15 protein-coding genes are annotated in these 15,109 nt (G+C 39.3%); 1 reads left to right on the forward strand and 14 read right to left on the reverse strand.

Features of this window, described 5'->3' with window-relative positions:
• Positions 1 to 317: 317 nt before the first annotated feature.
• From QNI15_RS24710 to QNI15_RS24775, 14 genes are all read right to left on the reverse strand, one after another.
• A complete protein-coding gene (locus QNI15_RS24710) occupies positions 318 to 893 on the reverse strand; it encodes a hypothetical protein (protein WP_314034230.1) in 576 nt (191 codons plus the stop codon).
• Positions 894 to 952: 59 nt separating this feature from the next.
• Complete coding sequence (locus QNI15_RS24715) at positions 953 to 3,373, reverse strand: hypothetical protein (protein WP_314034232.1); 2,421 nt, start codon at positions 3,371 to 3,373, stop codon at positions 953 to 955.
• 134 nt (positions 3,374 to 3,507) lie between these two features.
• A complete protein-coding gene (locus QNI15_RS24720; protein ID WP_313994478.1) occupies positions 3,508 to 4,125 on the reverse strand; it encodes a hypothetical protein in 618 nt (205 codons plus the stop codon).
• A gap of 42 nt (positions 4,126 to 4,167) precedes the next feature.
• The gene (locus QNI15_RS24725) at positions 4,168 to 4,626 is read right to left on the reverse strand and encodes a hypothetical protein (protein WP_313994474.1); all 459 of its coding nucleotides are present in this window, start codon (positions 4,624 to 4,626) and stop codon (positions 4,168 to 4,170) included.
• Between the two features lie 46 nt (positions 4,627 to 4,672).
• Positions 4,673 to 5,674: a hypothetical protein gene (locus QNI15_RS24730; RefSeq protein ID WP_313994472.1), complete on the reverse strand. Its 1,002-nt coding sequence runs from the start codon at positions 5,672 to 5,674 to the stop codon at positions 4,673 to 4,675.
• Between the two features lie 80 nt (positions 5,675 to 5,754).
• Positions 5,755 to 6,102 (reverse strand): hypothetical protein, encoded by a 348-nt coding sequence (locus tag QNI15_RS24735; protein WP_313994470.1) that lies wholly within the window; start codon positions 6,100 to 6,102, stop codon positions 5,755 to 5,757.
• An 18-nt stretch (positions 6,103 to 6,120) separates the two neighbouring features.
• Positions 6,121 to 6,441, reverse strand: a complete 321-nt coding sequence (locus tag QNI15_RS24740; protein WP_314034234.1) for a hypothetical protein — start codon at positions 6,439 to 6,441, stop codon at positions 6,121 to 6,123.
• Positions 6,386 to 7,267 carry a hypothetical protein gene (locus QNI15_RS24745; protein WP_313994464.1) on the reverse strand — a complete coding sequence of 294 codons (882 nt, stop codon included), beginning with the start codon at positions 7,265 to 7,267 and terminating at the stop codon, positions 6,386 to 6,388. The genes QNI15_RS24740 and QNI15_RS24745 overlap by 56 nt, the downstream gene beginning before the upstream one ends.
• Before the next feature lie 404 nt (positions 7,268 to 7,671).
• Entirely contained in the window at positions 7,672 to 8,070 is a 399-nt protein-coding gene (locus tag QNI15_RS24750) for a DUF3806 domain-containing protein (protein ID WP_313994461.1), read from the reverse strand.
• 29 nt (positions 8,071 to 8,099) lie between these two features.
• Positions 8,100 to 9,428 (reverse strand): hypothetical protein, encoded by a 1,329-nt coding sequence (locus tag QNI15_RS24755; RefSeq protein ID WP_313994458.1) that lies wholly within the window; start codon positions 9,426 to 9,428, stop codon positions 8,100 to 8,102.
• Between the two features lie 202 nt (positions 9,429 to 9,630).
• Positions 9,631 to 10,095 (reverse strand): hypothetical protein, encoded by a 465-nt coding sequence (locus QNI15_RS24760; RefSeq protein ID WP_314034236.1) that lies wholly within the window; start codon positions 10,093 to 10,095, stop codon positions 9,631 to 9,633.
• Between the two features lie 183 nt (positions 10,096 to 10,278).
• Positions 10,279 to 10,803, reverse strand: a complete 525-nt coding sequence (locus tag QNI15_RS24765) for a hypothetical protein (protein ID WP_314034238.1) — start codon at positions 10,801 to 10,803, stop codon at positions 10,279 to 10,281.
• Between the two features lie 389 nt (positions 10,804 to 11,192).
• A complete protein-coding gene (locus tag QNI15_RS24770; RefSeq protein WP_314034240.1) occupies positions 11,193 to 13,010 on the reverse strand; it encodes a hypothetical protein in 1,818 nt (605 codons plus the stop codon).
• Positions 13,011 to 13,578: 568 nt separating this feature from the next.
• Entirely contained in the window at positions 13,579 to 14,124 is a 546-nt protein-coding gene (locus tag QNI15_RS24775; RefSeq protein ID WP_314034242.1) for a hypothetical protein, read from the reverse strand.
• A gap of 298 nt (positions 14,125 to 14,422) precedes the next feature.
• Between QNI15_RS24775 and QNI15_RS24780 the strand changes: the two genes are divergently transcribed.
• Complete coding sequence (locus QNI15_RS24780; protein ID WP_314034244.1) at positions 14,423 to 15,022, forward strand: DUF6624 domain-containing protein; 600 nt, start codon at positions 14,423 to 14,425, stop codon at positions 15,020 to 15,022.
• The last annotated feature ends 87 nt before the right edge of the window (positions 15,023 to 15,109 follow it).

The following is a 15,109-nucleotide window of genomic DNA, read 5'->3' on the forward strand; positions in this document are numbered from 1 at the left end:
CAAGGAAAGTGAACAGAAATCGAATCACTTTTGAAATTGACCGGAACTCTGTTCGCTTTTGTTTTTGACCATACTTCCGGTCGCTTTGTGGTTTGACTGGAACTCTGGTCACTTTCCAGAAATATTCGAATACCAGTCACTTTCCAAAAATATCCGAACTCTGTTCACTTTTTACTTTGACCGGCAGTATGGTCAATCTGTAAAGTGACCATACTGCCGGTCACCAAGCGGTATGACCCGAGTTTCGATCAGTCGATAAACATTGACTCTACCAAAACCAGAAAAGCCATCTCTTCTTTTACGTTTGCAGCATCAAGCTATTTCCACTCCCAAAGCACTGTTCCTGCTGTTTGCCGTTTTTGCCAGGCAGCAGTCAACTCATTAAGGGTCACACCTATCTCGTCATTCAGGTAGTTTTCGACCAACTGAAACCGTACAGTTACCGGATCTGGTGCGTCATGGTCTTCCATCGTAACTGATCCGTCTGCCTGCGTAAAGATTCGGGTCACATCTCCCCGAATGCATTGCCTTTCATCAAAACCCTGTTCCGTATATTTACTCGTGATGAGAAAGTTAGCCTCTGGGTCATACATACAGGCATAAAAGGCAAACGAAGAACTTTTCTCACGGGCACTTTTTTGTAAAATGGAAAGAAAGTTATCTTCTCTGAAAAATTCAATAGCCACATCACAGTTGGATTTCTGTTCATGGGTCTGCTCTATCTCATAAAATACCACAGACATAGTTGCAGACAGAACCACTTTGGTATACACTTCCCGCTTAAAGGGATGTGCAATGGGAAAAGTCGCTTCTGTTTTCCGAATAGCATCCCGGATAAAACTTTCCTGAAAATGACTATTCAGGAAGATAAGGGCAACAAAACAGGTTTTCATCGAGATGATACATGTATTTAAAGTAAAACCTACTCATTCCTATCTATTTACTTTTGCAGCTATGGCTGTACTTTTCTGAAATTGAGTACATAACAAAGCAGATTCCCATCTTCTCCATAACCCCAGTAGGAATCACAGAAGCCTGTATCCGGACTCACTTTAAACACAAGCATATTTTTAGGCTCTGTATCTGTGTTTTCCTGTGGCACATCATAACGTATCCAATCAGTAGTATCTTCTTCTAACAAAGACCATTTTTCCGCAGGCAATGTGGTTAGCAACCTGTTACTAACCAGCGTTTGATCGAAGATGGCCACATATTTTGTAAAAAAGTTGAATCCATTAAAGCCAATGGAGGAGAAATTACCATACTCCTTCAATGAAGCAATTTTCCCTTTTTCAAACCAGATGACAATAGAATGAGCCAGGCCATTCTGCTTGTAAATAGTGGCAGCATACTGACCTGGAGTGATAGGGATACTGGTGTTGTTCCAGGGAAAATACAAGTCCTCCGTTCGTTGAGGGTCACAAACGACAAACTTGTCCGTCAAATACAAAGGTGCTGTGGTAATTGCCTGTGCAGGATCAAGGCTTTCATTCTCTTGATTTAGCCATGTGAGTAAAGCCTCACAGTCAGCATTGTATAACTCAAGTACTCTCTCTTTACAGTCTTTGCTACATAAAGCATCTGTGGTAATAGTCCAAAGAAACATATCGCCTCGGGCAAAACGATGGTTGGGTAAGGCATTTATTGACCAACGCTTTGCTTTCCAGACCCATTTTACCAATTCAAATGGTTCTTTGTCAGATTCTACAGATGAATAAGGGTTCAAATGTCGGGCAGTCGAAGTGAATGCCAGCAACTCAGAAAGCCAGAACCCGCTTCCTTTCATGGAAAAGTCTAAGGTAAATCCAGACGCTGTGGTAGGTTTGCTTTCTTTTATTATTTCATAAGCTACTTCGTAAAAAGTGGCATCGTGATTTAATGAAATGACACTACCCCATTCCAGATCCAACCAGAAATCTTCACCATATGGAGTGCCTCCAATCAGAATTCCAGGAAACACACTTTCTGCAAAAGGAAAATCATTGTATCCAACTAACTCACCACATGTATAAACAGACAATAACGTTTCAGAAAATGACTTTATGTGATAATAGCCACGGATAGATTCATTCATTCGGATAAATTCCTTCACTTCAGGAGCAAGCGTTACACCAAACAATGTTTCAACAGCCGCAAAGATAGCCTCATATTCAGCCTCGCTATGGACTGTTGCCAGCATCTGCTGAATATTTTCAACCTGCATTTCCAGCGGTGTTTTCTGGAGAGCAACCTTTTCTGCCTCTTTGCCAAACTCTTCCCATTTCATCAAACGAACACGCCCTTCAACAGCAGGCTTTTCTGCCACAGGCAAATAAAAGTCGTACGTGGAGTACTTATCTGTCAATACCAAGGGCTCAAGTCCGCTTCTGGAGTGTATTTTCTCAGGTGCTTCTTCCATTTCTCCCGTATCCAGATGAAAAAAGAAGCAGGCTCGTTTAAACGCTGTTCCTTTGTATTGGATAGTCAGATACCATCCGTTGAATGTACTCTTGTCAGAATAGATTTCATCCCAATCTTCTTCAAAATCTTTGCGCCATTGCAGAGTACCTTCCAGCAGGTTCAGACAACATATAGCCCGCTCTTCTTTAGAATACACCAATACAAACTGTGCATGAGGGGGATATGGCAAAAAGATCTCTATAGTATCAGATGTAAAGTTAACCGGTATGCATTCCCCCTTCAACAAAGCTGTCTGTCCATCATACCACACAATCCGGAAAGGATCAGAAGCAAAGGCGTAGAGATCAGTTCCATTTGTCTGAAGATCAGACATGGGCAGCGTGGATACCTGCTCCAACACCGGACTTTCATCTGCAAGATTGAATCGTACCAAGCAGGTGCTTTTTTCATACCCCCATTCTTTTCCATAAATCCATGAACCACATTGCAAGGTCCATATACCCAAAGCAGAAACAGACGATTCTGGCAGGTTTAACTCTGCAAGCTGTTCACCCGTGTAGATATGGTAGACAACATACTGAACATGTTTGTCTTGCTGAATAGCAATGCACACCCGGTTTTCCCATACCACCGGAGCTCCCTTGTCGGCCAGCTTTTTGGGAGAAACAGGCACTTCCCACAACAAGCGCCCATCTATAGGGTTCAATGCCAGCAGACTTACATTAGCATCCCGGTCTTTTTCTTTGGTTGTCACGATTGCCTGTGACGAACCTCTGAGGCACTGAAAGAAATTACGGTTACCACTTGGACGCCCTAAATCCAGCTTTTTTGTCCATACATGGGTAAAGTCTGGTTCAGCCGTGATACAGGTTATCTGATCATCATCTCTCAGGTACAGTGTATTGTCTATCCGGATAGCATCCGATAAGCGTTTGAGTCCTAGATCTAGTTGTGCTAGTTTCTTAAAATACATGTATAAATGTTAAATAACGTCCTTGATATAACAGGTATCGATTATAGAGGTTACAATAACTTTATTTGTTTGCCATCTTCTTGTCTGACAACTATAGAAAAAAGGGGGTCCACAGGAATCAAAATAGCCTGCTTTTATATTGCTCTGGCAATGATAATAGTCCCATTCTCCAGTTTCACTTCTGTAACATGATCAAACAGAGAGATATAGGAAGTAAATGCCAGCTGTATACAATCCTCTATCGGTTCTTCATCCAGTTCTGCATCCATCATATCCATGTAATAATAATCATATACGGCCTGATCCTCTTCCCTAAGTGAGACGATAAGCCGGGAGGTATGGCGTTCTGTTTCATGGGCGATCGGGTAAAAGGAAAGCGGTTGCAACCAGTTTCTTTCCTGTTCTTCTCCATACACAAACCAGGGAAGAAACCAAAATCCAGTCAAACGATCCTTTCCAAACCGATAGTCCTCATCAAAGCCAGAAACCCGGAACTCAAGCTGATCCTGAGCAATAAAACCAACGGTAGTAAGCAGGTTGCGCAACCAGTGGGGGAACTTTATTTTTTGAGAGGCTTCCAGGTTATTTAAGCTCTCTTCAGTTTCTTTATAAAAAGACAGGTCGGGAAAGCGCTGGACAAAGCGGCTCAGCACAGCTTTGTCTTTTGATTCCAGAACAGATGCATTTATCCATCCCTGGGCTTCTGTAGCACTCCCGCTGATACACAGATGTTTTCTGAATTTATAACTCATCTTTTTGTTTCAAATAAAGTTTTACTGTTACGCATGATCAAATCAATTCTGTTGTTCTTTTCTGATGCGTGAAAGATCCCGGAGCATCTGACTGAGACTTTTACTGATATTTAAAGCTTCTACATCAATAGGCTCTGTTAGCTGGAAGTTTGACACACCCACATACACATGCATGACATCCAGCACAAAATCTTTGTGTAATTGTTCCCCCACTTTAAACGCAAATGCTTCGGCATCGGCCAGACTCCCTGGCTGCACAATAGGGCAGTCAGGAAGTGGTTTAATAACAGGCGCATTCATGGATGTATAGATACTAATGCCATAGCCCATTGTAAACTCTTCTTCAGGACCATGTGAAAGGATGATTTCGTAGTTCCCTTCTGCCACTTTTTTATTCTCTTTCGTAATAAATGAAATGATCCCTTTCTCAACGGGCATCAAACTCCATCGGTAAATTTTCAACACCTCTAACATGGCATTGCGATCTTCTATTGTCATCATATTCATTCAAATTTTAATGTGATGTAGTTAAGTCCAAACAGGTATACTAATACCAATCTTCAAAATGCTCGACAGCCTCATTTTCCATAATAAGTTCTATGTCGTTTCCTTCATCCAGCACATCTCTCAGCTTCAGCAAATCTTCATCCATGAGATCTTCCGAATCCCATTCATCACTGGCTTGTCCTAATAGTACAGCGTGTGTAACCTGTTCATCAATACTGTCTTTCCAACTTCCTCCATACACCTGTACAATATGCTTCGCTTTATCCAACTGGAAGTGGCCATTTTCTCCCAGAAATACATAAACCGTACCTTTAAGTGAACCTTCTCCATCGCGAATACGGATTAGATCACTCGCACTTCCATCACCTATCTGTGAAAAATCAAGTTCATGATTACCAAAACGCCCGCTACTAAATCTATGCGTTACAAGCTTTGGAAGATTGCCTTTTAGTGTTACTCTCCAGGTTGCATCAATATCAATACGAATGTTTTCAAGTAAAGGACAGCCATTTATTTCAATGTCATCCGGATAGGTCTCAACTGAGTCCTCATCCAGTGAGTAATTTAGAGTCTTTAGAGAAGATCGTGAGCCAATGGTTAATTTTTTAACATTTTTTTCATCGTTGTTACACCAATTGGTATCATAAAGGGCCATTTCTTCTAACACTGATGTCGAAGCTACTCCAATTTCAACCAGGTCGTCAGTGCGCAACCTGCAGTTTTCAAGATGTAAACTTTTAAGTTTTGGATGTAGTAACAATGATGCACCAACCTCACAGTATTTCAATGTAAGTTGTTCCAGATTTGGACATGATGCGACAAAGTCAAAAAACACCATATCATGATAAACAGGGTCCTGAGGAAAATACAGGGAAAGGTCCAGCTTCTGAACAGATGCACCAAAATCAGTCAAACAGGTTACAATGGCCGATAGTAAATCATGTGATGCATCTTCGCACTGAAGATAAAGACTTCCGGGAGGTGCTGTTTTTACTTGTTCCCATATATTGGGAGAGGATGAACGAATGGTTAATGTATCCATATTGCACTAGTATTAATATTAACCTTGATTGACAGTAAATTAGCGGTTGATGACTCTTATTGAACCTCTCTTTCAAAAGTCTATTGGACTACTGTAAATTCAGTAACTCCCAGGTAATCATTGTCTACTTTTACCAGTAAGTCCAGTTGTAAGCGATCTGCGATAACAGAAGCAAAATGAACAGCACGGGCCTCATCTCCATTCAACTTGTCGGGCATTCCGGAGATAACGGCAGCAGCGGCAATTCCCGGAACCAGCGTAATATCTTCAGGTGCATGAAAGGCAAGAATACGCCTGTATTTTCCTCTGGCAACAGATTGATGCTGGGAATTAAAAAAAGAAATGGCTCCTTCCAGATAAGGCTCTGCTTCCCATTTCACAATATCAAAAGCAGCAAATAAATTATCTTTGTCTTCTAAAGTCATCATAAGTTGATCAATGTACATTCAGGTAAGTAAACAATAGAATCTTTTATAAAAGTATCCTTTACAGGAGTTTGGATTAGAGGTTATTGCTTTCCAAATCACTCTTTCAACCAGGTCATACTCAGTATCCCATGAACTATAATTCTCATAGAAATGCTGGTGTATCAGTGTACTAAGCTTTTGAAAAGCTTCTTCTGTACTTTGTGGATGATTTGTAACAAACCATTCTTGTGTAAATACATGAATAGCAGCCATACGTTCATCACGGGTTTGTGCCATGGAGTCCTTATTGATTTTGCTGACAATGGGCAATGCGTTCATCCACCCAGGCAATGTCCCCATGTGATTCGCCAAAAAGTCTGACCAATGCCTTCCTTGCCTTCTGGTAATGAGCCACAGCTTGTTCCCATTGCTGCGCCTTTTCACAGACAATGCCCATGCGGTTATCACACATGGGCTGTAGAATAGTGTCTCCTTCCCGTTCCAGGTATCCGGCTTTCAACTGTTGGTAAAGAGTCAATGCAGGTTCGGTTGCCTGTGTGTATTCCAGATGATAATCGGCTAGCTTGAGTTGAGCTTCTGCCATACGTTCTTTTATAACAGTGGCTGTACCTGGTTCTTTTACCAATAACTGCTCAAACCAGTGGATAACAGATTTCAGCGTTGTTTCATAATTTGTCAACTCTCCTGTTTGCAGATATAGCTGAGCCAGTTGCATGCTATGTGCAGGAATACTGTAGTCACTTACACCATAGGCGTTTGTATCCTGAAGAATGCTAATACCTCCCCGATAGGCTCGGATAGCTTCGGGGAGCATCTGTACTTTTGCATAAAACTCTGCCAGATCAATAATACGGATGCCAGTGTCAAAGCTTTTTTCACCAAATGTCTGTATAGTTGCAGCTGCCGACTTCTTCAAAAGTGTTTCAGCATAAATGTTATCTTTTCCCGTAAAATATTTTCCGAGATACAACCAGATATATCTTTGTTCCGGTGGAGAAAATGCCAGCTGCTGTTGTAGCGCATTCAGATTCACCATATCTTCCGGAGAAAGAACAGGTTGTTTCTGAAGCTCTGTAATGTAGGAAGTCAGAGACAGATATTGCTGTGCAGCTTCTGCTTGTTGTATTTGCAGATGTAACTGCTCAGTGACAGGTGTAATTTCCATATAGATGTTTTAACTTAAAAAGTATTGGTATTGCTATTTATACTATTCTTCATCCATTTTGGATAGTACCCGATTTACACCAATGTTTCATTAAACCATTTCCTCACTTCATTGACAGCAACAAAACCTGTTTCTCATTGTCATAACAATCAAACTGGGTTCCATCCAGATCATATTTTTTCGACCAGGCAATTTTTCATAACCCTATGTACAAAAAATAAAATGTATCAATCTTTGTTGCAACTCTCTCAGTCACTTTCAAACCTAAGAGAATATTGGCTTGTTGTCCGAAACATAATAAGTGAATCATGTTTTCTTTCTCCAAAGGTTAAGTATTGATTAGCAAACTAAAAAATTATCTAACCAGAATTCTTTCTATTCTTCCTTTTACTAGACGGACTATCTTAAAATGTTGTATACAAGGAGCATATAAAAGCATCAGACTCCTGGTTCACCACTCGTTTATGAACAGCATTAAAAGGATACACTGTCTCTCCTGTCTGACTATTATGAACTGCCATGTCTACATTATCCTCATCAATTTCCACTTCCACCCAGCAAAAGCCTTTATTGGTCACAAACAGGTGTCCGAAGGCTGTGCCTACCAGACGAGTGATCTCATAACTTTCTATTTCACCACTTTTTAAACCATACATCATATCTGTGTAAAGACCACACACTTCATCACAATCAATAAAATCTACATCTTCAATGACAAATGCTGCATGATAATGCTCCCTGGCTTCTTGAAGATTACTGTTGATCAGTTCCATTTGCTCTTCAGTAAGTTCTGAGATTTTCATATTGATTAGTCTGGTTTATCATTCTTCATTTAAAAATCTTTCAGTCTGTGTACCTTCCCATTGTCGTCATCCCATTCCCAATCAATCTGTAATCCTCTTCTGCACAAATCCTGAAGCAAGGTCAAATTCTCTGGTGAGAACCCGCCTATTGCTTTTATCTTTCTTAACTCAGGCAATGCGGTCAGTGACTGTACATTCAGAAGATCATTCATGAACCAAAAACTTAACTGCTTCAAGTGAGTAAGATTGAGTACGACATCAAAGTCATTCTGAGTCTGTGGATCGAAGTCCAGATACTCCAGCTGGTGTAGTGTGGTGATGGGTGAAATATCAGTAACATCCTGAGCATTCAGGTACCGGAGTTGACTTAGTGCTTTCAGTGGTGATGCATCCTTGATATGATTTTCGGAGATGTCAAGGATTACCAACCCACTTAGGTAGTACAAGGGCTCAAGAGAAGTAAGTTGTGCGTTAGAAGCCAGCAGCGCTTTCATACGACACATATTTTCCAAATCCTTCAGGTCAGGCTCTGGTAACGGTTGGTCACCATATTGGGTTTTAAAAAGCTGGAGGATGTTATGCCCCTGATAATTTTCCATCATGCGAAATGGCAACTCATAATAGTTCAGGTACAGATTGATCTTTAAAATCTGTTTCCACTCATGAGGTAGTTCCTCCCACCAGGATTGTAACTTATCTGGAACTGGTACTTCAACAGGTTCAATCAATAACTTTCTATTGAACCTTAGGGGTTTCCATGTAAAAGGCAGGTAACATTCGTGATTATATGCCGCGGACAGCCAGTGACGGCCTTCCACTATATGTGCTAACATGTCCGCTTCTTGGACACATATTCGTAATGTATAAACAGGATATGCATCTTGATCATGAGTTGCAACAATTTCTTGCCATTTTTCGAGGCTGCTAAATTGCAAACAGCTCAACCACGCATCATAACTGTCACGCCAGAATGGATAGTTTTTATGGCTTATCAGTTCTACTGAACTAATAAGTGCTTCCGCCTCCTCACAGAAAGCTTCATGTTCAGGTTCCAAGCCAATCTTGTAGCTATATTTCTCCTTCCATGCGATCTTCTTTCCTTGGTAGATCCATGTTATACGATCATATTCCTGGGATGTAACGGTTACAGTAGGACTCTGTAGCTCAAAAAGATGCTCAAAATATTTTATTTTATCAGGTGCAATAAGCCTTCCCTCTTCTGATGCCTCAAGGAGTATCTGCAACGCCACATTTGGGCAATCATACAGGTAATGAATATCTGGATGTTCTATGTGTATACCTACTTCCATTAAGTTATCCTGTTTGGTGAGAATATGAAAAGAAAGAAGGACAGACATGTTGTTACTTATATTTCGTTACATATTATCTAAACGATTCATTCTTTTGAGAGACTGATTTAAAACATTTTTAAAACCAGTTTTCAAAACAAAATTTAAACACAGACTTATTGGAAGACGGGTAACAAATGAGGTTTTGTTCTGTGAAGGATACTATGTCTGAGGTCTCTAATCTGCTTTCATGATATTTTAAGACAGCATCTCAGACTTCAGACGATTCTCTGGCAGAAAGTTCTCTTCTTGTTCGGATATCTTTATAAAAGATGGAATTATCCTTAATTCCTGCAAAGAAAAAACCCTTTGCATTTTCCATTTCCTGCATTTGTATTTCTGTCTCCTGAATATCTTGCAACAAGGAAGAAAAACGGGGATCAAGTTTTGTCAGTGCACTGACTGCATCTGCTTTGTCAGAAACTGCATAGCCTTCTTTACCGCCTGTGGCATAATAGCGGGCAGCTTCAAGATCTTTACGGGCAAACCATAATGCACCTGTTTGTGACAAAAAAGAATCAGGATCTTTCTTAAATTTAACATAATAGGTCTCCTGAACCGTTTTAAGACGTTTACGTGCATTTTCCAGCGTTACATCCAGTTTATGTATAGTATCTCCGGATTTCCCAAAAATCGATTGGATCAGATTTGTAAAAAAAGTCAATAAAGCATCCATGGTTAAAGTTGTTGTAGTAGACTAGTTGCCAGTTACTAAAACAGGATACTGAATATAAAAATCATTCAATATCCTGTTTGGAACTCTCTATCAAAATGATAACAGGTAGAAGACTGCCTTCTCAGATTTTATATTGGGTGCGAAACACGAGAAGGAGTTGCCTGATTTGTGATAACTGTAGGATCAGATATTGCCCGATTCATCCGCAGAGAGTTCTTTCCCTGTTTTGATGTCTTTGTAAAGGATATTATTGTCTTTCACACCAATAAATTCATAGCCCTTAGCTTTTTCCATTTCTTTCACTTTGGCTTCAGCTGCATCCATTTTGTCCTTCAAAGCTTTGTAACGAGGATCAATTGTAGCAGGTCCCTGATCACATGTGACTGCACCGGGTCTGCCATATCCTTGTTTGCCACCTGTATAAAAATAACGAGCGGCTTCAAAATCCTTGCGGGCAAACCATAAAGCACTTGGGCTACCCAGATATCCTTTGGCATCTTTCTGAAACTTGGGATAATATGTCTCATTGACTGATTTCAAACGTCCTTCCACATTGCTGATACAAGCATCAGGTTGAACGCCTTTTCCATCTATGGATGTGGCTTCGCTGGTAGCCTTATCTTTGGCTTTTTTTAAGGCACCACCCAGTTGGGCAAAAGAGTGTGTACAGGCAAACAATGAAACAATTGCAATAACTACTACTCGCATAATTAAACAGTTTAAGTTGGTTGAAAATTTACTCAGCGATGGTTGCTGATTGTGTTGCGAATGTATTCTCCCAACTCTTACATCTGTATCATATACCCCGTTACAAAGTATATACAGGCACTGTTTTTCTTTCTTTTGAACAAGAACAAACAGGCAAAATGCAATTGAGCTTAAAAAAATCTGATTCCGGGTATATCTATCAGAGGCTTATTTATTCTTAATTTATCATCATAGACATCCTATATCGAAAAAAATACAGGAGCCTTTTTTCAAAAAAACAGTAGAGTCAATAAAGGTCTAATACTCCGAAAAAGGCACACATCCACTAAAAAATAATCCCGCAATAGATTGTACTATTACGGGATTATCAATTAATAGACTATAGCTTTTCAGATAGAGCCGATATAGTCGGGCAGGTCCTGTTCCGCTTCCAGTCCAAGCTTTTTCTTAATCCGGTAACGGGATACCCGAACACTGTTGACATCTATATTGAGAAGACTGGCAATTTCTTTGGGATTGAACTTCATCTTTATATAAGCACAATGACGGAGTTCGTGATCGGTAAGTCCGGTGGTTGAGAGTTTATCAAAAAAGTCTGGGTGTACTCCTTCAAAGTGAATTTTTATTTTATCCCAGTCATCATCAAAGTTCATATTGCGCCGAATAGTCTGGCTAATCTGATGTATCTGCTTTTGATTGACTTCGCTTACAGATACTTCTTTGATTTGTTGTTGCAAGGATTCAAGCAATTCGTTTTTTTGTTGAATGAACATGGTAGCAGCAGTCAGTTCACGTTGTTTACTTTCCATTTCTGTTTGCAATGTCAGGCTTTTCTGTTCAGCTAATTCTTTCTGAGCCTGTAACGTCTGCTGTTCCAGTTTCATGGTTTTCTCCTGCTGTTCAAATGCCTGTTGTTGTTGTTGCGTCAACTGTTTCTGTAAGCGAAAAGCCCGTCTGTATATCCATAGCAGCCCTAATGCCAGTATTCCTGCCAGTGAGGAGATACCAATCAACCAGTTTCGGGTGTGTACCCTGTCTTCAAGTACAACAATCTGCTGTTCTTTTTTTTCAGTGTCATACTCGACCTTCATTTGTGTTACAGCCTCTGCTTTTTCTTCATTGAATACTGAATCCCTTAAGGCTATATATTTCTGAAGGATCTCTACATTGTGTGTTGCATCACCTGTCTGGGTATATAATTCGTTTAATGCCTTATATATCTGGATTTTTAAATAGGGTGTACCTTCAATCTGACTATCTTTCAACGCATTCTGCAATACGGATTCTGCTTCCTTGTATTTTTTCATTTCCGTATATACATAGCTTAAACCCACAGAATACAAGGTGAATGAATTCATGTTCTCGGCATTTTTGGCAGTTTTCAGGGCACTTTCTACCAATTCCAGCGCCTGAGTGTATTTTTTCTGCCCTACATAAATTCCAGCCAGATTAAACTGAGGAGTAGTTAACAGATTTTCACTTGTTCCCTTTTTGGCATATAGGATTGACTTGTTCAAGTAGAATTCAGCCGAATCAGTATCACCTTCCTGACTCATGAAGAGAGTACCCATGTCATTGCAGAGATCAGCCACCTTATCGTTGTCTGCTACAGATTCATAATAGGTAAGGGCTTTATGAATGTAAATCACTCCCTCTTTAGGTTCGTTTGTATAGTATGATGCTTTGCCTAATGAGGAATAGGCACTTGCCACATTTGCCTCCTGTCCAAGTGATTCATACAAACGCAAGGCTTTCAACTGATAGGAAAAATAGTTCTTCCAGTCGTTCGAATAAAAATAGCCAGTTGCCACTGCATTATACATCTCTGCTTGTAAATCTGCATCTTTCACTTGTTTGGTAAACTCCAGTATTTTTAATCCATATTCCTGAGCCTTTTTATACCGTTGATAAGTGATCATACTCTGTTGCATAAGACTCAGTGCCAAATACTTATATCTGGCAGAGTAGGTGTTCTCACTTAACTCCATTGCCTTAAGAGCCATAAATGAGATTGTTTCCTTATCTTCTTTGGTATCCAGCTCCATCTGATATTGCTTGGCTGTGTTATGGAGATACGAAATTTTAGCTGTATCAGAGGTGATTTTATCCAGCTGAGCTTGAATCTGAGTTTGGGTTGGATAACGATCTTTGGAAAATGCTGTTGAAATAAATACCCCAAAAAATACAATTGACAAATAAACGCGCATATAAAGACTAAAAATTATCAGGTAACAAACAAAAGTATGGAAAAAACTGATGAAGTAAATAGAATGTATCTTTCATACAGGTAAGAAGATACTTGTAGATAGAGCCGAAAAAAGATCTACCACTGTAAGTATATCTTTTTCGGTATAGAGATTTCGTTCACAAATATCAGACTTTTGTGGACAAGGGTTGGGTACAGACAGGAAGGTAAAAGAAAAAGAGTTCTAAGCCAATAAGTTTTTAGCAGGTGTTTTAGAGGAAGACATTCTTCTTATGAAAATACTATTAACAATTATCTTGTATTAAGGTCAACGTGGCAGAATTACAACTGCCTTCTGACAGAACAAAACCGGACGCTTTTTTATAGCTCTTTGAATTTATTGACACAGGATCAATAATGAAAATAAAACACTGAAATATAGTTGGTTAACTATTGACTGGGCATTATTTTTGTCGCATATTTATTGCCACTCTCAGTTGAGTGGTTGAATTATTCAAACTGTGGTGAAAACCTTGCGTTCTCTGAATGTGGGGTTTTCCTTCCAATGCCATTCTATTCCAAAATCAGTATTAGCGGTAGCTTTTACTAAATACTATCCTCTGGAATCTATTACTTACGGGTTGCCTTGTTTTATAATGTACACTAAAGTCTTGAGTTCTAAATGTTTCTACATCGGCAACTTCCTCCTTTAATTTTAAATTGACACCAATAGTAAATATCATTAAGGTGTCCGATAACTTATTCGTATTTTTAGCAATTTTATAAACGTTCTTACTCTGATAAGCATAGTTTTGGGAATAAATACTCACATACAAAGTGTCTTTCAGGGTACGGACATCTAAGGAATCTATATATCGTAAGGAATCAATTGGCACTAATCTACTATTTGCCGAAATAGCTTTCCAATGTTCTTTTTTAGGTAAATAACTGAGAAGCCCCAGATCCATGTTTATAAAATCTTGTAGGCCATAATCTCTGATATCTTTATAGTATCTACTAATGTTTTCATCTTCATTTACAGATTTGGTAGAAATTAGTAAAATAGCTATTATTAGATAACAGCCTGTTACTCCAACAAGCTTTAATCTTCCTAAACCAAATGGTCTATTTCTCATATAAGATTTTCGTTGAAATAAATTATTACAAGTGATTTGATATTTCTAGGGTATAAGTTGAAAGTAAACCTGATAAATGCACGGCTCGATGTATAATTGGTTCAAAATACTCATTATAGCACTAATATGTATATTTTACTGAAATTTTTCTCTGGTATATTGAATCTCACTAAAGATACTGGCACTGTTGCAATTCGTTTGTTTCAGAAATAGTTTCCAAAAGTCAGAGCCCAGTTCAGTGGACAGGCAAACCAACACATACTAATAACATTCTCATCTAAAAGATCTATGTATCAAAATGGACTATACACATATTGCCGAAAAAATCATTAGCCTCAGAGATGCAGATCTGAAGCTTAGACAAATACTTGTTCAAAAGGGACAGCTTTCAGAAGGATATAACAAAGAAATGGAGGAATTGCATAACCAGAATGCTCAGATAATAGATCAGCTAATAGATAGTATTGGCTATCCAACAATAGATAAGGTAGGGAAAGAAGCCAGTAAAGCTGCCTGGTTGGTCATACAACATTCCATTGGACAGCCCGAATTTATGAAGAAGTGTAGAGATCTGCTTGAAGATGCTGTGAGTGATAATAAGGCAAGCCAACAAGCATTAGCTTATCTGACTGACCGAATAGCAGTATTGGAAGGCAAGCCCCAGTTGTATGGAACTCAATTTGACTGGGACGAACATGGAGAACTAAGTCCTAACCCTTTTGATGACTTAATTCAGGTAAACCAAAGACGAAAATCTATTGGACTGAATACAGTGGAGGAACAAACTCTTATCATACGAAGGCAGGCAAAGGAAGAAAATCAATCACCACCAAAAGATTTTGAGAAGAGGAAACGGGAAATGGATGAGTGGAGAAAGAGAGTAGGTTGGACAAAATAAAATATCTGCTAATAAGTGCTTTCCACAGGTATCATTAATGTAGAGAATAAAAATTACTCTGAGAGTATAGTGATATTCTTACTATAC

This window comes from Xanthocytophaga flava (assembly GCF_030068545.1).
Lineage (GTDB): Bacteria > Bacteroidota > Bacteroidia > Cytophagales > 172606-1 > Xanthocytophaga > Xanthocytophaga flava.